The 22479-nt window shown below is 66.5% G+C and carries 15 protein-coding genes and 4 tRNA genes; 6 read left to right on the top strand and 13 right to left on the bottom strand.

All coding sequences use genetic code 11. The features are described 5' to 3' along the window. The first annotated feature begins 100 nt into the window (after nucleotides 1–100). The 4 genes from AAG801_RS10470 (at nucleotide 101) to AAG801_RS10455 (ending at nucleotide 5550) form a co-directional block, all read left to right on the top strand. Entirely contained in the window at nucleotides 101–1654 is a 1554-nt protein-coding gene (locus AAG801_RS10470) for a fumarate hydratase (RefSeq protein ID WP_341888321.1), read from the top strand. Continuing rightward, nucleotides 1651–2463 carry a glutamate racemase gene (murI, locus tag AAG801_RS10465; RefSeq protein ID WP_341888320.1) on the top strand — a complete coding sequence of 271 codons (813 nt, stop codon included), beginning with the start codon at nucleotides 1651–1653 and terminating at the stop codon, nucleotides 2461–2463. The genes AAG801_RS10470 and murI overlap by 4 nt, the downstream gene beginning before the upstream one ends. A gap of 14 nt (nucleotides 2464–2477) precedes the next feature. After that, complete coding sequence (locus AAG801_RS10460; RefSeq protein ID WP_341888319.1) at nucleotides 2478–3266, top strand: hypothetical protein; 789 nt, start codon at nucleotides 2478–2480, stop codon at nucleotides 3264–3266. Nucleotides 3267–3354: 88 nt separating this feature from the next. Continuing rightward, nucleotides 3355–5550: an Ig-like domain-containing protein gene (locus AAG801_RS10455; RefSeq protein ID WP_341888318.1), complete on the top strand. Its 2196-nt coding sequence runs from the start codon at nucleotides 3355–3357 to the stop codon at nucleotides 5548–5550. A gap of 13 nt (nucleotides 5551–5563) precedes the next feature. On the opposite strand, the gene AAG801_RS10450 is transcribed toward AAG801_RS10455, so the two are convergent. The 13 genes from AAG801_RS10450 to AAG801_RS10390 form a co-directional block, all read right to left on the bottom strand. Next, a complete protein-coding gene (locus tag AAG801_RS10450) occupies nucleotides 5564–6868 on the bottom strand; it encodes an MFS transporter (protein WP_341888317.1) in 1305 nt (434 codons plus the stop codon). A 33-nt stretch (nucleotides 6869–6901) separates the two neighbouring features. Further along, a complete protein-coding gene (locus tag AAG801_RS10445) occupies nucleotides 6902–7543 on the bottom strand; it encodes a DUF6806 family protein (RefSeq protein WP_101492932.1) in 642 nt (213 codons plus the stop codon). Between the two features lie 23 nt (nucleotides 7544–7566). Next, nucleotides 7567–7658: transfer RNA gene (locus tag AAG801_RS10440), tRNA-Leu, on the bottom strand. 98 nt (nucleotides 7659–7756) lie between these two features. Continuing rightward, nucleotides 7757–7830 (bottom strand) — tRNA-Cys (locus tag AAG801_RS10435). Nucleotides 7831–7894: 64 nt separating this feature from the next. Beyond that, nucleotides 7895–7970 (bottom strand) — tRNA-Gly (locus tag AAG801_RS10430). A gap of 61 nt (nucleotides 7971–8031) precedes the next feature. Next, complete coding sequence (lon, locus tag AAG801_RS10425) at nucleotides 8032–10473, bottom strand: endopeptidase La (RefSeq protein WP_101492931.1); 2442 nt, start codon at nucleotides 10471–10473, stop codon at nucleotides 8032–8034. Between the two features lie 15 nt (nucleotides 10474–10488). Beyond that, nucleotides 10489–11757 carry an ATP-dependent Clp protease ATP-binding subunit ClpX gene (clpX, locus tag AAG801_RS10420; RefSeq protein ID WP_099796720.1) on the bottom strand — a complete coding sequence of 423 codons (1269 nt, stop codon included), beginning with the start codon at nucleotides 11755–11757 and terminating at the stop codon, nucleotides 10489–10491. A gap of 110 nt (nucleotides 11758–11867) precedes the next feature. After that, nucleotides 11868–12476, bottom strand: coding sequence for an ATP-dependent Clp endopeptidase proteolytic subunit ClpP (gene clpP, locus AAG801_RS10415; protein WP_095745077.1), 609 nt, complete (start codon nucleotides 12474–12476; stop codon nucleotides 11868–11870). A 123-nt stretch (nucleotides 12477–12599) separates the two neighbouring features. Continuing rightward, the gene (gene tig / locus AAG801_RS10410) at nucleotides 12600–13913 is read right to left on the bottom strand and encodes a trigger factor (protein WP_101492930.1); all 1314 of its coding nucleotides are present in this window, start codon (nucleotides 13911–13913) and stop codon (nucleotides 12600–12602) included. Nucleotides 13914–13939: 26 nt separating this feature from the next. Beyond that, nucleotides 13940–14026: transfer RNA gene (locus tag AAG801_RS10405), tRNA-Leu, on the bottom strand. A 206-nt stretch (nucleotides 14027–14232) separates the two neighbouring features. Beyond that, entirely contained in the window at nucleotides 14233–17397 is a 3165-nt protein-coding gene (locus tag AAG801_RS10400; protein WP_341888316.1) for an efflux RND transporter permease subunit, read from the bottom strand. After that, complete coding sequence (locus tag AAG801_RS10395; protein ID WP_341888315.1) at nucleotides 17394–18596, bottom strand: efflux RND transporter periplasmic adaptor subunit; 1203 nt, start codon at nucleotides 18594–18596, stop codon at nucleotides 17394–17396. The genes AAG801_RS10400 and AAG801_RS10395 overlap by 4 nt, the downstream gene beginning before the upstream one ends. Before the next feature lie 111 nt (nucleotides 18597–18707). Next, complete coding sequence (locus AAG801_RS10390; protein WP_341888330.1) at nucleotides 18708–20552, bottom strand: potassium transporter Kup; 1845 nt, start codon at nucleotides 20550–20552, stop codon at nucleotides 18708–18710. Between the two features lie 157 nt (nucleotides 20553–20709). Between AAG801_RS10390 and hpnC the strand changes: the two genes are divergently transcribed. Both hpnC and hpnD read left to right on the top strand, forming a co-directional pair. After that, on the top strand, nucleotides 20710–21636 hold the full coding sequence (hpnC, locus tag AAG801_RS10385) for a squalene synthase HpnC (RefSeq protein ID WP_341888314.1): 927 nt from the start codon (nucleotides 20710–20712) through the stop codon (nucleotides 21634–21636). After that, nucleotides 21633–22472, top strand: coding sequence for a presqualene diphosphate synthase HpnD (gene hpnD / locus AAG801_RS10380; protein ID WP_341888313.1), 840 nt, complete (start codon nucleotides 21633–21635; stop codon nucleotides 22470–22472). The genes hpnC and hpnD overlap by 4 nt, the downstream gene beginning before the upstream one ends. The last annotated feature ends 7 nt before the right edge of the window (nucleotides 22473–22479 follow it).

Raw genomic sequence — 22479 nt, 5'->3', positions numbered from 1 at the left:
CGACTCACACCCGCGCCGGCGCCCTTTCGCCCGGCGCCGGCCTGCGGTATTGGTGGCTGAGATAATCGAGGGCGTTCCCCCTCCAATAAGACTCCCCACCATGACGACCACGATCCAGCAGGCCGACCTGATCGAATCGATCAGCGCCGCGCTCCAGTACATCAGCTACTACCACCCCGCGGACTACATTGCCCACTTGGCCAAGGCCTACGAGCGCGAGCAGAGCCCCGCCGCCAAGGACGCCATTGCGCAGATCCTGACCAACAGCAAGATGAGCGCCACGGGCCACCGCCCGATCTGCCAGGACACCGGCATCGTCAACGTGTTCCTCAAGGTGGGCATGGACGTGCGCTGGGGCGGCTTCACCGGTTCGCTGGACGACGCCATCAACGAAGGCGTGCGCCGCGGCTACAACCACCCCGACAACACGCTGCGCGCCTCGGTCGTGGGCGACCCGCAGTTCGATCGCAAGAACACCAAGGACAACACGCCCGCGGTGATCTTCACCGAGATCGTGCCCGGCAACACCGTCGAGGTGACGGTGGCCGCCAAGGGCGGCGGCAGCGAGAACAAGAGCAAGCTGGTCATGCTGAACCCCGGCGACAGCGTGGTCGACTGGGTGCTCAAGACCGTGCCGACCATGGGCGCCGGCTGGTGCCCGCCGGGCATGCTGGGCATCGGCATCGGCGGCACCGCCGAGAAGGCCGCGCTGATGGCCAAGGAAAGCCTGATGGACGACCTGGACATGCACGAGCTGCAGGCCAAGGCCGCCTCGGGCGCCGAGCTGAGCAAGGTCGAGGCGCTGCGCCTGGAGCTGTTCGAGAAGGTCAATGCCCTGGGCATCGGCGCGCAGGGCCTGGGCGGCCTGGCCACCGTGCTCGACGTCAAGATCAAGATGTACCCGACGCACGCGGCCAGCAAGCCCGTGGCGATGATCCCCAACTGCGCGGCCACGCGCCACGCGCACTTCGTGATGGACGGCAGCGGCCCGGTGTACCTCGATCCGCCGTCGCTCGACCTGTGGCCCGACGTGAACTGGGCACCCGACGAAAAGAAGAGCAAGCGCGTCGACCTGAACAAGCTCACGCCCGCCGAAGTGGCCAGCTGGAAGCCGGGCGACACGATCCTGCTGAACGGCAAGATGCTCACCGGCCGCGATGCCGCGCACAAGCGCATCCAGGACATGCTGGCCAAGGGCGAGAAGCTGCCGGTCGACTTCACCAACCGCGTCATCTACTACGTCGGCCCGGTCGACCCGGTCGGCAACGAAGCCGTGGGCCCCGCCGGCCCGACCACCGCCACGCGCATGGACGGCTTCACCGAGATGATGCTGGCCGAAACCGGCCTGATCGCCATGATCGGCAAGGCCGAGCGCGGCCCGGTCGCCATCGAGGCGATCAAGAAGCACAAGAGCGCCTACCTCATGGCCGTGGGCGGCGCCGCCTACCTCGTGAGCAAGGCCATCAAGACCGCCAAGGTCGTGGGCTTTGCGGACCTGGGCATGGAAGCGATCTACGAATTCGACGTGGTCGACATGCCCGTGACCGTGGCGGTCGATGCCGGCGGCACCAGCGCGCACATCACCGGCCCGGCCGAGTGGCAGAAGCGCATCGCCAGCGGCGAGTTCAAGACCATTCCGCTGGAAGTCGCTTGAACCCGGTCGGCGTGTTCGACAGCGGCGTCGGGGGGCTGAGCACGCTCGCCGCGCTGCAGGCCGAGCTGCCGACCGAACGCTTCGTCTACTTCGCCGACACCGCGAACGCGCCGTACGGCGAGCGCGGCGACGCCTACGTCATCGCGCACTCGCGCCAGGTGGTCGAACACCTGCTGCGCGCGCACGGCATCAAGGCGCTCGTGGTGGCCTGCAACACGGCCACCACGGCGGCGATCCACGTGCTGCGCGCCGAATTCCCCGCCCTGCCCATCGTGGGCCTGGAGCCGGCGCTCAAGCCCGCGGTAGCGACGAGCCGCACGGGCCACATCGCGGTGCTGGCCACACGCGGCACGCTCGCCAGCGCCCGGTACGCGGCGCTGCGCGATTCCTTCGCTGCTACGGCGACCGTGCGGCCCGTGCCGTGCGACGGCCTCGTGAAGGCCATTGAAGGCTTCGACAGCGCCACCATCGCCGCGCTGTGCGCGCGTTACATGGCGGAGGCCGGGCCCTTCGGCGATGACCCGGGCCAGGTCGACACCGTGGTACTCGGCTGCACGCACTACCCGCTCGTGAAAGACGAACTGCAGCGCCACGCACCGTCGACGCTGCGCTTCATCGACACCGGCGCGCCGGTCGCACAGCAGACCCGTCGCGTGCTGACGTCGCTCGGCCGGCTGGCCGACGGTGGCAGCGAAGGCGGGCTGGTGCTCGAGAGCAGCGGCAACCTCGCGGTGCTCGAAGCCGCCGCCACGCGTTGGCTCCCCACGCGCACGCAAATTGCCGCAGTGCCTGCAGCGAACGCCGCCTGACCTCACGACTGGCAATGCGTCTCCTCTCCTTTCTGCGTCATGCACTGCTCCTGCTGGGCCTCGGGGCCACCGTCAGCCTGAGCCACGCCGCCTGCGAAAGCGGGCTGGCCGAGCGCATGCATGCCAAGCTCTATCCCAAGCAACCGCTCGACGAGCGGCTTGCCGCCTGCAAGGTCTGGCCGGCGTTTCCCGGCCGCAGCATCGTCGTGCTGCCCATGCCGCGCGAGACCACGGACAAGGGCGCCAAGGTCTTCGACCTGGCGCTGCTGCTGATCCAGCGGCCCGACAACGGCAACACCGACCGCGACACGGTGATCGGGCGGATCTTCCTGCCCGAGGCGCTCGACGAAGACGCCACCACCGCGATCCAGGAAATCCGCGTCGACACCTCGCGCTACGTGCTGTCGTCCGACACGCGCGCCTTCGGCCTGCGTGTGCGCTACCGCGGCAACAGCCCGACCTCGGGCCCGCAGGCCAGCGAGACCGTGCGCCTGTACGTGCAGCGTGGCAACAAGCTGCAGCAGGTGCTGCAGGAGGTCGAGCTCGACCACGACAACGGCGGCTGGGACGCCACCTGCACCGGCCACTTCGAGAAGCTGCGCACCATGCTGTCGGTCGCGCGCACGACGAGCAACGGCTTCGCCGACCTGCAGCTGTCGCGCACGCTGGTGCAAAGCCGCGCGCAGGAACAGGAAGACCAGGGTTGCGTCGAGAAAGCGCTGCCCGCGAAGTTCAGCACCGTGACGCTGCGCCATGACGGCGAGCGCTACAAGGTGCCGAAGTCGCTGCAGCAGGCGCCCTGATGCGCACCTGAATCCGGCGGGTCTTTCACGGACCCGTCATACGAAAGTAACAGCATGCGCGGTTTGTTCCCAAGAACGGCCACGCACCATGAGTTCGCTTTCCAACCCGTCCCGCATTCCCTTCCAACCCATGCTGCTCGCCGGCGCCCTCTCGTTGTTGCTCGCGGCCTGCGGCGGCGGCAGTGACGGCGGTTTCAACGGTTTCTTTCCGCCCACGGCCAACTCGCCGCCGACCACGCCGCCTGTCGCGGCTCAACCCGAGGCCGACCAACTCGTCTCGAAGGCGCAGTTCACACCCAACGCCGGCAGCACCGAAGGCTCGTCCGACGCATCGACCGCCATCGCCCTGCCCGGCGACTTCATGCTCGTAGCGGACGACGAATCGAACGTGCTGCGCGTGTACCCGCGCGCCGGCGGCGCGGCGGTGAACGAATGGAGCTACAAGGACAAAGGCCCCAAGCTCGCCAAGGAACTCGACCTCGAAGCCGGTACGCGCATCGGCGACACGCTGTACTTCACCGGCTCCAACAGCAACAAAAAGGACGGCGGCGACGCGGCGGCTGACCGTTCGCACCTCTTCGCAGTGAAGGTCAGCGGCACGGGCGCCGCCACCACGTTCGACTACGTGGGCCAGTTCTCGCTGCTCGAAGCGCAACTCATCGCGTGGGACAAGGACAACGCCCACGGACTCGGCACTGACCACTTCGGCTTTGCCGTGTCGGCCGCCGCCGGCATCGTGCCGGAGCGCATCGACGGCTTCTCGATCGAAGGCATGACCAGCGCGCCGGGCGACACCGCCCTGTGGCTGGGCTTCCGCGCGCCGCAGACCGGCGCCTCGGTGCGCGCCAAGGCGCTGATCGTGCCGCTGCAGAACCACGCCGCGCTGATGGCCGGCACCGCCACGCAAGCCGTCTTCGGCGCACCCATCGAACTGGAGCTGGGAGGCCGGGGCATCCGCTCGATCGACAAGGGCACGGACGGCAACTACCTGATCGTCGCGGGACCGGCGGGCGCCGCGGTACCGGAGGTGGACCGCAACTTCGCGCTGTTCGCCTGGAACGGCAACCCGAACAGCGCACCGGTCGAACTGTCGAACGACCTTGACGCGCTGCGCAAGGAAACGGGCGGCAGCTTCGAATCCATCGTCGAAGTGCCGGGCCCGGTGAAGGCCGGCACGCAGGTGCAGCTGCTGCTGGACAACGGCGACACGAAGTGGGACGGCAAGACCGCCTCGAAGGACCTGCCTGCCGCCGAACAGAAGTTCGACGGCTTCGTCGTGCGCCTGGGCGCCCCGTGGGTCGACACGGCCGCGCCGAAGCTGAAGAAGGCATCGCCGCCGGGCGGCCGTGTGGGCGTCAACCTCGACACCTCGGTCATCCTGTCGTTCAACGAAGCCGTGCGCCTCGGGTCCGGGCGCATCGTGCTGCATGCGGCCGACGGTGCGGTGGTCGAAACCTTCCACGCCAACAGCCCCGCCGCGCGCGTGCAGGTGGCGTTCAACGTGCTGACGCTGGTGCCCACGGCCAAGCTCGCGATGAACGCCGGCTATTACGTCACGGTCGATGCCAACGCCATCACCGACGCAGCCGGCAATGCCTTCGCAGGCATCAACGACACGACGACGCTGGGCTTCACGACGGCCGGCGTGCCCACGCCGCTGGCAGCCGGTGACCTGCTCTTCATGGCCGCCAACGCCGAGGCGCCCGACGCCTATGCGTTCGTGCTGCTCAAGGCGGTGAACGGCGGCACGCAGGTGCTGTTCACCGACCGCGACCGCAAGAAGGACGCGGCCGAGTTCACCGACCTCACGAACGAAACCGCCTTCTTCTGGACCGCGAACCAGAATCTGCCGGCCGGCACCATCGTCACGATCCAGACCGACGTCGTGGGCAGCCCGATCGCGGACATCGGCTACACGCTCGGCTCGCCGGGCGGTATCGGCAAGTCGGAGACGGTCTACGCGATCGCGGGCGGCACCATCGAGGGCGTCGGCGAAGGCAAGGCGGGCAAGATCACCGCGGTCGGCAACTACCTCGCGAGCATCACGCTCGGCGGCGCCGCGGGCACAATTCCCGATGCGCTCACGACGGCGGGCACGGCGTTCAGTTTCACGGTCGATCCGCTCAACCAGACCAACACGATCTACACCGGCTCGCTCGATCGCTCGGACCTGGCGGCCTTCGCAGCACGCGTGAAAAATCCGGCCAACTGGGTCCAGCGCTACGCGCCGGAAGCCGGCTACCCGCTCACGCGCGACAGCCTGTTCGGCGACAAGCTGCCCTGAGCGTCGCTGACGACTAGCGAACCTGCAGTGCGGCCTTGCGGCCGCGCTGCATGTCGATCGGCAGCAGCAGCAACAGCCCGCCGATGAACAGCACCGCGGTCGAGAGGATCGCGATGCGCTGGTTGCCGCCGGTGGCCCAGGTGATGGCACCGAAGCTCAGCGGGCCGATGATGCTGGCCAGGCGCGTGGCGAAGGTCCAGAGCCCGAAGAACTCGGCAAGCTGCTGCGGCGGCGCAAGGTAGCCCGTCATCGCGCGCCCGGCGGATTGGCTCGAACCCATCGCCAGCCCCGCGATGGCGGCGGCCCACCAGAAGCCGCCCTTGGTCGTGACCCATGCGGCAATCACGCACACCGCGATCCATGCAAGCAGCGTCGCGGCCAGCGACACCTTGTGGCCGATACGGTCCTGCACGTAGCCGAAGGCGAAGGCGCCAAGCGCGGCCGCGAGGTTGAGCACGAAGATCAGCACCATCGTCTCGCTCGCGACGAAGCCGATCACCTGCTCCGCGTAGATCGCCGCCAGCGTGATCGCGACCGCCACACCGCCCTGGTAGCAGACGGTGCAGACCAGCAGCCACATGAAGTCGCGGTAGGCGCGGGCCTGCTGGAACGTGGCGCGCAGCTGCTTCCAGGCGCTGCCTTGGCCGCGGCTCGACTGCGGTAAGGCGCGCTCAGGCAGCAGCGCGAAGGTCGCGCAGGCGGCAGTGCCGTAGATCGCCGCCGTGATCAGCATCGTGACCGGCACGAAGTGCGCCGCCGGCAGCCCGCGCGCCTGCGACCACAGCACGTAGGCCAGGCACAGCCCCAGCGCCAGCATGCCGCCGACATAACCGAAGGCCCAACCCCAGCCGCTCACCTTGCCCATGCCTTCGGCCGTCGCCAGCTCGGGCAGGAAGGCGCCCGTCAGCGACTCGCCGTACGAATAGAAAGCGTTGGAAACGATGACCAGCGCCATCGCGAGCGCAACGCCCATCGCGCCGCCCGCGAAACCCGGCGTGAGCGCGAGCGCCGCGGTGGCGAGCACGCAGCCTGTGGTCGTCATGACCAGCACGCGCTTCTTGGCGCCGTGCAGGTCGGCCCAGGCGCCGATGGCGGGCATCGTGAGCATCACGATGGCATACGAGGTGCTGAGGGCCGCGGTCCACGCGAAGGTGGCCCATGGCGCGCCCTTGGCGATGCCGCCGACGAAGTAGGCGGCGAACACCGCCGTGATCACGACCGTGGTATAGCCCGAGTTCGCGAAGTCGTACATCGCCCAGCCGAACACCTCGCGCTTGCGCACGCCGGGGCGCAATGCGGAGGCTGGGAACAGGGCCATGCGGCCTTGGGACCGGGCGAGAAACCTAGAGGATCAGTGCAGGTGGCGCGGACGACGGCCACCGCCGTGACCACCACCACCGCTGCCGCCGCCAGCGCCACCGGCACCGCGCGGACGCTTGCCGATTTCGAGCGAGTTCACGAGTGCGTCGAAACGGTCGCTGAAGAGGCGATCGATTTCGGAGACCACGCCGCCCAGCTCGGCGCCGTCGAAGTGGCGTTCCATGAGGTTGACCACGTCTTCGACCAGCAGGTCGCGTTGCACCTGCATGATCGCGGCCGGGTTGGGGCCCACGAACAGCATCAGGAAGTCGTCGCGCGACTCTTCGTCGGGGTCACCCTCTTCTTCGTCGAAATCGGTGTCGTAGAAGGTGACTTCGATCGCGGCGCCGCGTTCGGAGAGTTCGTTCAGGGCCATGCACATCTCGTCGAGCGCCTGGCGGAAGTCTTCGTCGCCCGGCACGGTCCAGCAGATCTGCAGCGTGTGGTCCTTTTGCTCGAAGCGGATGCCGGGTTCTTCTTCGTAGGTGCTGGTGGCACCGTCGGCCAGCGATTTGGCGCCCGCGTATTTCCAGAGCGGCTTCAGCGCCTCCTGGATTTGCTCGAAGCTCGCGTCCGAGCGCAGCGGCACATCGCCATGCACATGGATCTCAAATGGAGCGTTGTAGCGAGGCATCAAATACTCCCTTGTAAATATGGTGGTACCCGGAACGGGGGTCGAACCCGTATGCCCCGATCAAGGAAGCGGCGGATTTTAAGTCCGATGTGTCTACCAATTTCACCATCCGGGCCACAGGTTGAACATCGACGATAACCCAAATGAAACAAGCCCCGGCAACGTCGGTTGGCGGGGCTTGCGTATCGGAGCCGATCGGTCTTGATGAGAGAGTGGAGGCGCGACCCGGAGTCGAACCGGGCTACACGGATTTGCAATCCGTTGCATAACCGCTTTGCTATCGCGCCACGCTGAATAACGAAATCGAACTGCGAAAAAAAGGGAAGCTGGTTGCTTCCCTTTTTCAAAAACTGGAGCGGGAAAAGAGTCTCGAACTCTCGACCTCAACCTTGGCAAGGTTGCGCTCTACCAACTGAGCTATTCCCGCGTTTCGAGCCTCAAATTATATACCAGTTTTTTGAGGCTTCACAAGTTCTGCAATCAATCGATCAATGCTTGACCGAGCCTTCGGAGGCCGGCGCCCCAGCACGCTGCTTGGCCAGTTCGGCCACTGCAGCAGCCGATGCGGCCACCTCTTCGTCGGACAGCGGCTCGGGCATCTTCTCGAGTGCGATCTCGAGCACCTTGTCGATCCACTTCACCGGCACGATCTCGAGGCCGTTCTTCACGTTCTCGGGAATGTCCTGCAGGTCCTTGGCGTTCTCTTCGGGGATCAGCACGGTCTTGATGCCACCGCGCAATGCGGCCAGCAGCTTTTCCTTCAGGCCGCCGATGGCCGTGACCTCGCCGCGCAGCGTGATCTCGCCGGTCATCGCGACGTCGGCACGCACCGGGATGCCCGTGAGCGCCGACACGAAGGCCGTCGTCATCGCCGCACCCGCGCTCGGGCCGTCCTTGGGCGTCGCGCCGTCGGGCACGTGGATGTGGATGTCGCGCTTCTCGAACACCTCGTCCTTGATGCCCAGGCGGCGCGAGCGGCTGCGCACCACGGTGCGTGCGGCCTCGACCGATTCCTTCATCACGTCGCCGAGCGAACCCGTGCGGCTGATCACGCCCTTGCCGGGCATCGTGACCGCCTCGATCGTCAGCAGATCGCCGCCGACCTCGGTCCACGCAAGGCCGACCACCTGGCCGACCTGGTTCTGCTTCTCGGCCAGGCCGAAGCTGTACTTGCGCACGCCAAGGAACTCGTTGAGGTTCTCGCCGTCGACCGTGACCTTGGGCGTCAGTTGCTTGAGCAGCAGGCCCTTCACCACCTTGCGGCAGATCTTGGACAGCTCACGCTCTAGCGAACGCACGCCGGCTTCACGCGTGTAGTAGCGCACGATGTCGCGCACAGCGGATTCGGTGACGGCCAGTTCGTCGTCCTTCACGCCGTTGTTCTTCAGCTGCTTGGGCAGCAGGTACTTGATCGCGATGTTGGTCTTCTCGTCCTCGGTGTAACCCGAGAGGCGGATGACTTCCATGCGGTCCAGCAGCGCCGGCGGAATGTTCATCGAGTTCGACGTGGCGACAAACATCACGTCGCTCAGGTCGAAGTCGACTTCCACGTAGTGGTCGCCGAAGGTGTGGTTCTGCTCCGGGTCGAGCACTTCGAGCAGCGCGCTCGACGGGTCGCCGCGGAAGTCGGTGCCCAGCTTGTCGATCTCGTCGAGCAGGAACAGCGGATTGCGCGTGCCGATCTTGCTCAGGCCCTGCAGCACCTTGCCCGGCAATGCGCCGATGTAGGTGCGGCGGTGGCCGCGGATCTCGGCTTCGTCGCGCATGCCGCCCAGCGCCATGCGGGTGTACTTGCGGCCGGTCGCCTTCGCGATCGACTGCCCCAGCGAGGTCTTGCCGACACCCGGTGGGCCCACGAGGCACAGGATGGGTGCCTTCACCTTGTCGACGCGTTGCTGCACCGCAAGATATTCAAGGATGCGGTCCTTGACCTTCTCGAGGCCGTAGTGGTCGGCATTGAGCACCGCCTCGGCATTGGCCAGGTCGTGCTTGATCTTGGTCTTCTTGCTCCACGGCAGGGCGATGAGCACGTCGATGTAGTTGCGCACCACCGTGGCTTCGGCCGACATGGGCGACATGAGCTTGAGCTTCTTGAGCTCGCCCTCGGCCTTTTTCAGGCCTTCCTTGGACATCTTGGCGAGCTTGATCTTTTTCTCGATCTCCTCGATGTCCGCGCCCTCTTCGCCTTCGCCGAGCTCCTTCTGGATGGCCTTGACCTGCTCGTTGAGATAGAAGTCGCGCTGGTTCTTCTCCATCTGGCGCTTCACGCGGCCACGGATCTTCTTGTCGACGTTGAGGATGTCGACTTCGCGCTCGAGCTGGCCGAACAGGTTTTCCAGGCGCGCCTTGACGTCGTCGAGGTCGAGCACGGCCTGCTTGTTGTCGAGCTTGAGCGGCAGGTGGGCGGCGATGGTGTCGGCCAGGCGGCCGGCGTCGTCGATGCTCGAGATCGAGGTCAGGATCTCGGGCGGAATCTTCTTGTTCAGTTTGACGTACTGGTCGAACTGCTGCATCACGGCGCGGCGCAGTGCCTCGACTTCGGTACCCTTCTCGCCGCCTTCGAGCGCCTCGACGGGCGTCACGTTGGCCGAGAAATGGGTTTCGCCGTCATCGATGCGGTTGACGCGGGCGCGCTGCTGGCCTTCGACCAGCACCTTCACGGTGCCGTCGGGCAGCTTGAGCATCTGCAGGATGGTCGAGACGCAGCCGACCTCGAACATGTCCTCGACCGAGGGCTCGTCCTTGGCGGCGGCCTTCTGGGCCACCAGCATGATGCGGCGCTCGGCTTCCATCGCCAGCTCGAGCGCCTTGATGCTCTTCGGGCGACCCACGAAGAGCGGGATCACCATGTGGGGAAACACCACGACGTCGCGCAGCGGCAGCAGCGGCAGGTCGAGGGCTTCGGGGGGCAATGGGGTATGACCAGACATGAGCGTCCTTGTCCTTTAGGCCTTTTTCGCCGTTTCGCGGTACACGAGCAGCGGGGGCTTGTTTTCGTCGATGGTCGATTCCTCGACCACCACCTTGTCGACATTGGTCGCGTTCGGCAATTCGAACATGGTGTCGATCAGCGACTGTTCAAGGATCGAGCGCAGGCCGCGCGCGCCGGTCTTGCGGGCCAGCGCCTTGCGTGCGATCGCCTTGAGCGCCGCGGGACGGATTTCGAGGTCCACGCCCTCCATCTGCAGCAGCTTGGTGAACTGCTTCACCACCGCATTCTTGGGCTCGGTGAGGATCTGCACCAGCGCGTCTTCGCTCAGCTCGGCCAGCGAGGCAACCACAGGCATGCGGCCCACCAGTTCGGGGATCAGGCCGAACTTGATCAGGTCTTCAGGCTCGACTTCGCGGAACACCTCGGTGATGCTGCGCTGTGCCTTGCTCTTGACCGCGGCGCCGAAGCCGATACCCGAGGCCTCGGTGCGGTTTTCGATGACCTTCTCGAGGCCCGAAAAGGCGCCGCCGCAGATGAACAGGATGTTGGTCGTGTCGATCTGCAGGAAGTCCTGGTTCGGGTGCTTGCGCCCGCCCTGGGGCGGCACGCTGGCCATGGTGCCTTCGATGAGCTTCAGCAGCGCCTGCTGAACGCCCTCGCCCGACACGTCGCGCGTGATCGAGGGGTTGTCGGACTTGCGCGAGATCTTGTCGATTTCGTCGATGTAGACGATGCCGCGCTGGGCACGCTCGACCTCGTAGTTGCAGCTTTGCAGCAGCTTCTGGATGATGTTCTCGACGTCTTCGCCCACGTAGCCGGCTTCGGTCAGCGTGGTGGCGTCGGCCATCACGAAGGGAACGTCGAGCATGCGCGCGAGCGTTTGCGCCAGCAGCGTCTTGCCCGAACCCGTGGGGCCAATCAGCAGGATGTTGCTCTTGCTGAGCTCGACCTCGTCGCCCTTGGTGTTCTTTTCCTTGTGGCGCAGGCGCTTGTAGTGGTTGTAGACGGCCACCGACAGCATGCGCTTGGCCGGCTCCTGGCCGATCACGTAGTTGTCGAGGTTGGTCTTGATCTCCAGCGGCGTGGGCAGGTCGCTGCGCGCGTCGCGCGCTTCCTCACCGGCCGGCAGCTCGTCACGGATGATCTCGTTGCACAGGTCGATGCATTCGTCGCAGATGAAGACCGAAGGGCCCGCGATCAGCTTCTTGACCTCATGCTGGCTCTTGCCGCAGAACGAGCAATAAAGCGTTTTTTCGCTGGAGGTGCCTTTTTTTTCGGCCATGGACTTTTGCCTCGTGACAGGGTATGGACAATGATAACTAAACAAAAACGGCGTTTCCCGTGTGGAAAACGCCGTTTTTGCCTTTTGGGCGCCCGAGGCGCCGGGCGGCTTTAACCGCGCTGGGCGACAACCTGGTCGACCAGGCCGTAATCCTTGGCCTCGTCAGCGGTCAGGAAGTAGTCCCGCTCGGTGTCCGACTTGACCTTTTCCAGCGGCTGGCCGGTGCGTTCGGCCAGGATCCGGTTCATCTGGTCCTTGGTGCGCAGGATGTCGCGTGCATGGATTTCAATGTCGGTGGCCTGGCCGCGTGCGCCGCCGAGCACCTGGTGAATCATGATCTTCGAGTTGGGCAGCGAGAAACGCTTGCCCTTCTCGCCGGCCGCCAGCAGGAAGGCGCCCATGCTGGCTGCGAAGCCCAGGCACATGGTCGACACCGACGGCTTGATGAACTGCATCGTGTCGTAGATCGCCATGCCGGCGCTCACGCTGCCGCCCGGGGAGTTGATGTAGAACGAAATGTCCTTGTCCGGGTTCTCGCTCTCGAGGAACAGCAGCTGGGCCACCACGAGATTGGCGGTCTGGTCGTTGACCTCGCCCACCAGGAAGATGATGCGTTCCTTGAGGAGACGCGAGTAGATGTCATACGACCGCTCGCCGCGGCCCGACTGCTCGACGACCATCGGGATCATGCCGAGGCCTTGAATTTCCTGTGCGCTCATGAATTTGCTCTCCGGAAAATGGATTCGTTCGCTCTGATTGAACTGTACGCCTGAGTGAAATGGGGCTCGTGCCGCAAAGCACAAGCCCCATCGGCGTTGCTGCATGCAGCGACGGAAACCAGCTTACTGCTGCTGCGCCATCAGTTCGTCGAACGACACCGACTTTTCGTTGACCTTGGCCTTGGCCAGCACGAAGTCGGTCACGTTGTTTTCGATGACCACGGCTTCGACTTCCGCCAGGCGGTTGTTGTCGCTGAAGTACCAACGCACGACGTCTTGCGGCTTCTCGTAGCTGGCAGCCAGCTCGTCGATGTGGGCCTTGATCTGCTCGGGCTTGGCCTGCAGTTCATTGGCACGCACCAGCTCGGCCACCACGAGGCCCAGGCGCACGCGGCGCTCGGCTTGCGGGCGGAACACTTCTTCGGGGATCGGGGCCTTGTCGGCGTCCTTGATGCCGCGCTGCTTGAGTTCGGCGCGGGCGCCTTCGATCATGCGGGCGACTTCCGACTGCACGCTGGCGTTCGGCAGGTCAAGTTCGGCGTTGGCCACCAGGGCGTCCATCACCGCGTTCTTGTTGCGGGCCAGCAGGCGAAACTTCACTTCGCGCTCGAGGTTGCGCTTGATGTCGGCGCGCAGGCCTTCCACGGTGGCTTCGGCGATGCCGAGCGACTTGGCGAGCTGTTCGTTGACTTCGGGCAGGTGCGAGGCTTCGATCTTCTTCACGGTGACCATGAAGTCGGCTTGCTTGCCGGCCACGTCCTTGCCGTGGTAGTCGGCCGGGAACGACAGCGGGAAGGTGCGGCTGTCGCCGGACTTCATGCCGCGCACGGCGTCTTCGAATTCCTTGAGCATCTGGCCTTCGCCGACGACGAACTGGAAGTCTTCGGCCTTGCCGCCCTGGAAGGGCTCGCCGTCGATCTTGCCTTCGAAGTCGACCGTCACGCGGTCGTTGTCTTCGGCCACGGCGTCTTGCGCGCGCTGGGCGAAGGTGCGGCGCTGCTTGCGCAGGATGTCCAGGGTCTTGTCGATGGCTTCGTCGCCGACTTCGGCCGACAGCTTCTCGACTTCAGCGCCCGACAGGTCGTTGATCTTGACTTCGGGGAACACTTCGAAGACCGCGTCGAAGGCGAGCTGGCCTTCGGGCGACTCTTCCTTCTCGGTGATGCGGGGCTGGCCGGCGACGCGCAGCTTGGCTTCGTTCGCGGCTTGCGAGAAGGCCTCACCAACCTTGTCGTTCATGACTTCGTAGTGCACCGAGTAGCCGTAGCGCTGGGCCACGACGTTCATCGGCACCTTGCCGGGACGGAAGCCGTCCATCTTGACGGTGCGCGCGAGCTTCTTGAGGCGCGAATCGACTTCGTTCTGGATGGTGCCGACCGGCAGGGTCAGCGTGATCTTGCGTTCGAGCTTCTCGAGAGTTTCAACGTTCACGGTCATGGTGTCTTCCTTGTGAGGGGTGTGGCTGGTGCGCGGGGCCGGACTCGAACCGGCACGTTCTTGCGAACGTCAGGACCTAAACCTGGTGCGTCTACCAATTTCGCCACCCGCGCGATGCCAAATTTCAGGTGAATGCAAAGGCGGACGGCCTCGGCGCTGCAGGAAAACCCGCTGGCCCAAGACCGTCCGCCTGAAATCGGTCAACCGCGCATTTTAAACGCAAGAATGGGGGCCTTCCGGCTTCCCCCTTTCGGGGATTTCACCCACTCTCGCGCAAGGGATACGGGCCGCGCGAAAACGGTCCGTGGAAAGCGCCTTTTCACGCCGCTTGCGGCTCCCGCTTGATCCGGAAGGCCGCGGCATACATCGCCGGCAGCGCCAACAGCGTCAGCACGGTGGCCACGATCAACCCGCCCATGATGGCCACGGCCATCGGCCCCCAGAACACGCTGCGCGACAGCGGAATCATCGCCAGCACCGCCGCCGCAGCGGTCAGCACGATGGGGCGCAGCCGCCGCACGGCCGATTCGACGATCGCGTCCCAGGCCGGCACGCCGGCCGCGCGGTCGCTCTCGATCTGGTCGATCAGGATCACGGCGTTGCGCTGGATCATGCCCATCAGCGCGATCACGCCGAGCAGCGCCACGAAGCCGAAAGGCCGGTTCAGCAGCAGCAGCGCGGCGGCCACGCCAGCGATGCCCATGGGGCCGGTGATGAACACCAGCAGCGAGCGGCTGAAGCTGTGCAGCTGCAGCATCAGCAGCGTGAACACCAGGAACAGCATGATCGGCACGCCCGCCACGATGGAGGCCGAGCCCTTGCTGCTTTCCTCGACCGCGCCCGCCACCTCGATGCGGTAGCCGCCCTGCCCGGCCGCATGCCAGCCGGCTTCGAGCTCGCGCAGCTTGGGCAGCAGCTGTTCGGTCACGGTGGCGCCCTGCAGGCCTTCCACCACGTCGCCCTGCACGGTGATCGCGTAGTCGCGGTTCTCGCGCCACATCACGCCGGGTTCCCAGGTGAACACCGGGCGGGCGATCTGCGTGAGCGGTATCGAACGGCCCGTGGTCGTCGGAATGTAGGCGTTGCCGATGTCCGAAATCGCTTCGCGCTCGTCGGCCGACTGGCGCAGCACGATGTCGATCAGCAGGTCGTTCTCGCGGTACTGGCCGACCGTGGTGCCGCTGAACATGGTGCGCGAGGCTTGCGCGATGGCCTGGCTGGTCACGCCGAGCGCACGCGCCTTGGCCTGGTCGATCTCGAGGCGGATCACCTTCACCGACTCGTTCCAGTTGTCGTTCACGCCGATGAGGTTCGCGTTCTCGCGCAGCACAGCCTTCACCTCGTCGGCGCGCGCGCGCAGCTGGGCGGGCTCGGTGCCGACCACGCGGAACTGCACCGGGTACGGCACCGGCGGGCCGTTGGGCAGCAACTTGACGCGGCCGCGCACCTCGGGAAACTCTTCGGCGAGCACCGCGGGCAGGCGCAGGCGCAGGCGCTCGCGCACCTTCAGGTCCTTGGCCAGCACGATGAGCTGCGACACGTTGGTCTGCGGAAAGACCTGGTCCAGCGGCAGGTAGAAGCGCGGCACGCCCGATCCGATCCAGGTGCTGACGGTCTTCACGCCCTCTTCCTTCATCACACGCTGTTCGACGCGTTTGGCCACCTCTTCGTTGGCCGCGAACGAGGTGCCCTCGGGGAACCAGAGGTCCACCATGATCTCGGGCCGGCTCGAATCGGGGAAGAACTGCTGCTGCACCTTGCCCATGCCGAAGATGCCGAGCGCGAAGATCAGCACGGTGGCGCCGATGGTCAGCCAGCGGTGCTGCACGCACCAGTTCACCGCGCGGCGAAAGCCGTTGTAGAACGGCGTGTCGAACAGCTCGTGCGGCGGCGCGTCGGGGTCGTGCGGCTTCACCTTGAGCAGCAGCGTGCCCAGGTACGGCACGAAGTACACCGACACGATCCACGACAGCACCAGCGCAATCACCGTCACCGCAAAGATCGCGAAGGTGTACTCGCCCGTCACCGACTTGGCGATGCCGATGGGCAAAAAGCCCGCCGCCGTGATGAGCGTGCCCGTGAGCATCGGCTTGGCCGTCACGTCATAGGCGAAGGTGGCGGCGCGGACCTTGTCGTAGCCCTCTTCCATCTTCCGCACCATCATCTCGACCGCGATGATCGCGTCATCGACCAGCAGGCCGAGCGCGATGATCAGCGACCCCAGCGATATCTTGTGCAGCCCGATGCCGAAGTAGTTCATGGCCAGGAAGGTCACGGCCAGCACCAGCGGAATGGTGATCGCCACCACCAGCCCCGGGCGCATGTCGATGTACCAGCCGAAGCGCCCGCCCTTGTGCAGGCCGAGCGCGATGATGCTCACGGCCAGCACGATGGCCACGGCCTCGATGAGCACGCCGACGAACTCATTGACCGAGCTGGCCACCGACACCGGCTGGTCCTGCACCTGCGCCAGCTTCACGCCGGCCGGCAGGCGCTGGTCGATGGTGGCGGTGGTGGCCTTCAGCGCCTTGCCCAGCGCAATGATGTCGCCGCCCTTGGCCATCGACACGCCAAGCGCGATCACTTCCTTACCCTGGTGGTGCACCTTCACGGCCGGCGGATCGACGTACCCGCGTCGGATCTCGGCGATGTCGCCGAGCTTGATCTGGTTGCCCGAGCTGCCGCGGATCGGCATCTCGCGCAGCTGCTCGACGCTGGTGAACTGGCCGCCCACGCGCACCTGCACCACGTCGAGCGGCGACTGGATCGTGCCGGCGCTTTCGACCGCGTTCTGCGAGCCGAGCTGCGCCAGCACGGCGTTGAAGTCGAGCCCCAGCTGGGCCAAGCGCTTCTGCGAGATCTCGATGAAGACTTTTTCGTCCTGCACGCCGAACTGGTCGACCTTGGCCACGTCCTTCACGCGCAGCAATTGCTGGCGCACGTCGTCGGCCAGCGTCTTGAGCTCGGCGTAGCTGAAGCCTTCGCTCTCCAGCGCGTAGATCACGCCGTAGACGTCGCCGAAATCGTCATTGAAGAACGGCCCCTGCACACCCGCGGGCAAGGTGCCGCGCATGTCGCCGATCTTCTTGCGCACCGTGTACCAGACGTTGGCCACCTCGGCGGCCTTCGACGAATCCTTGATCTGGAAAATGATCTGCGACTCGCCGGGCTTCGAATAGCTGCGGATCTTGTCGGCGTACGGCGCTTCCTGCAGCGTGCGCTCGATCTTGTCGGTGACCTGCTCGGCCACCTGCTGCGCCGTGGCGCCGGGCCAGTAGGTGCGCACCACCATCGCGCGGAAGGTGAACGGCGGGTCTTCGTCCTGGCCGAGCTGGAAGTACGCAAACGCGCCCAGCACCATCAGCACCACCATCAGGTAGCGCGTGAGCGGCGCGTGGTCCAGCGCCCATTTGGAAAGATTGAAGCCGGCGGGTTTGTGTCCGGGAGTTTCAGGGTTCGCGGGGGTCGCAGGGCCTTCCGTCATTTGGCGGCACCCGTTGCGATCTCCTTCTTCGTCGCGGCCACGGCCTCGACGGCCCGCTGCTGCGCCTGCGCCTGTTGCTGGCCGTTGGCGGCGGCCGCCATGGCCTCCTTCGACTGGTAGACCGTGACCTTCTGACCCGGCGACAGCACGTGCACGCCCGCGGCCACGACCATCATGCCGGGCGCCAGGCCCGCGCCGATCACCGCTTCATTGCCGTCGGCCGTGACCACCTGCACCGGCTGCGAGCGCACGGTCATGCTGTCTTTCTCGAGCACCCAGACCGCCGAGCCCTTGCCTTCCTGGCGCAGCGCGCTGGTCGGCAGCTTGATCACCGCAACGTCGGTGCGCGCCAGGGCCTGGGGCCTTGCGTAGACCGTGGCGCCGAGCGCCGGCGAAGTCGCGGCGTCGATCGACACCTTGACCGAGTAGGTGCGCGTGACCGCGTCGGCACTGGCCGCCACCTCGCGCACCTTGCCCTGCAGCACTTCGCCGCCGGACCAGCCGCGCACCGCGACCGGCGAGCCGGGTTTGATCAGCGCGGCGCGGTCTTCAGGCACCGCGAACACCACGTCGCGTGCGCCGTCCTGGGCGATGCGCACGACCGGCGTGCCGGCCTGCACCACCTGGCCCGGCTCGGCCTCGATGGCGGTGATGACGCCCGCCACATCAGCCACCAGCGTCGTGTAGCTGGCCTGGTTGCCTTGCGAGGCCAGTTGCGCCTGCGCCTGTTCGAGCTGCGCCTGCGCGGCCTTCCAGGTGGTTTCGCGGCGTTCCAGTTCGGCGCCGCTGATGAAGTTCTGCGAGCGCAGCTCGGTGTAGCGCTTCAGGTCGGCGGCTGCCAGGTCGCGGTTGGTCTGCGCGGCGGCCTGCTGGGCGCGGGCGGCGTCAGCGGCCAGGCGGTAGTCCTGCGGATCGAGTTGCGCCAGCACCTGGCCGGCCTGCACGTGCTGGCCGAGTTCGGCCTGGCGTTTGGTGATTTTTCCTGCGACTCGGAAGCCCAGGCGCGACTCCACGCGCGCCCGCACCTCGGCCGAGAACTCGGGCTGGGCGTCGTAGTCGCTGGTGCCGACGGTCACGAACTTGACCGCCCGCACGGGCTCCTGGGCAGGGGGTTTCGGCGAACAGCCGGCCAGAAATATGGCGGGAAGCAGCAGCCAGGCGGCGCTGCGGGCACGGAGTGAGGCGGCGGAGGCGGTCATGAGACACCCAAGAAGAGAGGAACCGGGTCATTAATGACCCACCGGTTAGTAATCTAGGGTAAACGTTAAACAGTGTCAATGACCCGCGGGTCAGTTGACTAATTGTTTCCGCTACGTTCTCTGCCCCATCTCGACCAGCCGGTTGTCGGGAAGCTCGAAGTAATCGGATGCCCGGCCCGCGTTGCGCTGCAGCCAGCCGAACAGCACCCGTCGCACCGGGTTCATGCCCGGCAGGTTCTCCTCGCCCACCGAGGCGCGGGAGACAAAGTACGAGGTCTTCATCGAGTCGATGGCCAGCGTCTTCTGGTAGGCCAGGATGCGGATGAACTCGGGCACGTCGGGCCGCTCCATGAAGCCGTGCCGCGCGGTGACCACCCAGATGCCGTCCATGAGCTGGTCGGCCTCGATGCGCAGGCGCGCGTCCACGCGCGGCGTGTCGCACGAGAGCACGCGCAGCACGATCACCTGCTCGTGCAGCACCTGGTTGTGCTTCAGGTTGTGCAGCAGCGCATGCGGCACCGCCGTGGCGTCGGGGTTCAGGAACACCGCCGTGCCGCTCACCCGGTGCGGCAGGTGGCGCGCCAGCGACTCGACGAAGGGCCGCAGCGGCAGGCTGTCGGCCGCCGCCGCTTCCAGGCCCAGGCGCCGGCCCTTGGCCCAGGTGGTGAACAGCACCATCACCCCGGCCGCCACCGCCAACGTCAGCCAGCCGCCCTCGGCCACCTTCAGGCTGTTGGACACCACGAAGGTCAGGTCGACCGCCGCGAAGGCCAGCACGCCGACCACCACCGCCACCTTGTTCCAGCGCCACAGGCCCCAGGCCACGATGCCGGCCAGGAGCGTGGTCGTCACCATCGTGATCGACACCGCGATGCCATACGCCGCCGACAGCGCGCCCGAACTGCGAAAGCCCAGCACCAGCAGCAGCACGCCGACCATCAGCAGCCAGTTGACGGCGGGCACGTAGATCTGCCCGATGGCCGTGCCCGAGGTCTGCACCACGCGCATGCGCGGCAGGTAGCCCATGCGCATCGCCTGCGCGGTGAGCGAGAAGGCGCCTGAGATCACCGCCTGCGACGCGATCACGGTGGCCATGGCGGCCAGCACCACCATCGGCAGCACGCCCCACGACGGAAAGAGCCGGAAGAACGGGTTGTCGATGGCCGCCGGGTTCGCCAGCACCAGCGCGCCCTGCCCGAAGTAGTTGAGCACCAGCCCCGGCAGCGCGATGAAGATCCACGCCAGCCGGATCGGCCTGGCGCCGAAGTGCCCCATGTCGGCATACAGCGCCTCGCCGCCCGTGAACGCCAGGAACACCGCGCCCAGCACCGCGAGCGATTGCGCCCGGTGCTCGACCAGGAAGCCCACCGCCCGGCGCGGATCGAGCGCCGCCAGCACCTGCGGTTGCTGCAGCACCTGCCAGAGGCCGGACAGGCCCAGCACCAGGAACCACAGCAGCATCACCGGCCCGAAGATCTTGCCGACCACGCCGGTGCCTTTTTTCTGCACCATGAACAGCCCGATGAGGATCGCCACCGTGATCGGGATCACCGCGCGCTGCAGCACCGGCGCCTGCACCTCCAGGCCCTCGACCGCCGACAGCACCGAGATGGCCGGCGTGATCAGGCTGTCGCCGTAGAACATGGCCGCGCCCACCAGGCCCAGCAGCCCGATCCCGCGCCACACCCAGGGCCGGGTCTTGGGCCCCGAGACCGCGTTGCGCGCCAGCGCCTGCAGCGCCAGGATGCCGCCCTCGCCGTCGTGGTCCGCGCGCAGCACGAACACCACGTACTTGAGCGTCACCACGAACATCAGGCCCCAGAAGATCAACGAGAGCAGGCCCAGCACCGCGTCGGGCGAGAACGGCACGCCGTGCTCGGGGTTCATCGTCTCCTTGAAGGCATACAGCGGCGAGGTGCCGATGTCGCCGAAGACGACGCCCAGCGCCGCGATCATCAGACCCGGCCCGGCCGGATGTGCGGTGTCGCCCGAAGCGGGAAGCGCAGTCCCGGAAGCCGCGGCAGTTGCTTTCATCGTCATGGGCGAAAGAGAGATGGAAAGTGGCGACGCCGCCAGCATAGTGCCCGGACATGACGTCGCCGACAATCGTGGCGTGTCCGCCACTCCCCCCGCCAATCCCCGTCATGCCGCCGCGCCGGCCCATTACGAAAACTTCCCCGTGGCCTCGTGGCTGTGCCCGCCGCACCTGCGCCCACCGATCGCCGCGATCTACCACTTTGCCCGCACCGCCGACGACATCGCCGACGAAGGCGACGCCTCGCCCGATGCGCGCCTGGCCGAGCTGCGCGCCTACCGCGAGGAACTGGCTGCCGCCGCGCGCGGCGAAGCATTGCCCGACTCGCGTTGGCCCCATGTGTTCGGCCCGTTGGCCTGGGCCATCACCGAGTACCGCCTGCCCGAAGACCTGCTCGCCGACCTGCTCAGCGCCTTCATGCAGGACATCGAGAAAACGCGCGACCGCGGCACGTATGCCGACCGCGCCGAGCTGCTCGACTACTGCCGCCGCTCCGCCAACCCGGTCGGCCGGCTGCTGCTGCACCTGTACGGCGTGACCGATGCGCAGGCGCTGGCCCAGAGCGACGCCATCTGCAGCGCGCTGCAGCTCATCAACTTCTGGCAGGACCCGAGCGTCGACCTGCCGCGCGGGCGCTTCTACTTTCCGCGCACCGACTGCGCGCGGCGCGGCCTGACGTCGGAGCATTTCAAGGTCTTCGAACCGCTGTCGCCGGCCCCGCCGCCGCAGGAGGCGATCAACCTGATCGCCGTGGTGGCCTTCTGGGCGCGCGAACTCATGACCGAGGGCGCCCCGCTCGTGCACCGCCTGCCGGGCCGCGTGGGCTGGGAGCTGCGCCTCGTTGTGCAGGGCGGCCTGCGCATCCTCGACAAGATCGAGGACCTGGGCTTCGACACCTTCACGCAGCGCCCCACCGTCGGCAAAGCCGATGCACCCGTGCTGCTCTGGAAGGCATGGCGGATGCGGAGACAATCACGCCCCATGAAAGCAGCGCCTCCCCGATGAATCCCGAGCAATACGTGCAAGACAAGGCCGCCGCTTCGGGCAGCAGTTTCTATTACGCCTTCCTGTTCCTGCCCAAGCCGCGTCGCGCCGCGATCACGGCTTTTTATGCCTTCTGCCGCGAGGTCGACGACGTGGTCGACGAGGTTTCCGACCCCGGCGTGGCTGCCACCAAGCTCGCCTGGTGGCGCACCGAAGTCGCCCAGGCTTTTGCCGGCACGCCGCGCCACCCGGTCATGCAGGCGCTCATGCCGCATGCCGCGGCCTACGGCATCGAGGCGCGCCAGCTCCACGAGGTGATCGACGGCTGCCAGATGGACCTGGACCAGACCCGCTACCTCGACTTCCCCGGCCTCGCGCGCTACTGCCACCTCGTGGCCGGCGTGGTGGGCGAAGTCGCGGCGCGCATCTTCGGCCAGACAGATCCGCAGACCACCGCCTACGCCCACAAGCTCGGCCTGGCGCTGCAGCTCACCAACATCCTGCGCGACGTGGGCGAAGACGCGCTGCGCGGTCGCATCTACCTGCCCGTCAACGAGCTGCAGCAGTTCGACGTGAAGGCGCACGAGATCCTCAACCGCATCCACTCCGACCGTTTTGTCGCGCTCATGAAGTTCCAGGCCCAGCGTGCCCACGCCGCCTACGACGAAGCGCTGGCCCTGCTCCCGCTGGCCGACCGCCGCACCCAGAAACCCGGCCTGATGATGGCCAGCATCTACCGCACGCTGCTGCGCGAGATCGAGCGCGACGACTTCCAGGTGCTGAACCAGCGCGTCAGCCTCACCCCCGTGCGCAAGCTGTGGCTCGCATGGAAAGTCCAGGCGCTCGGCCGGATATGACGCCCCA

The sequence above is a fragment of the Variovorax sp. YR752 genome (assembly GCF_943372545.1).
Note: the sequence above shows the minus strand (reverse complement) of the source record. Positions and strands in the feature narration are given on the sequence as shown.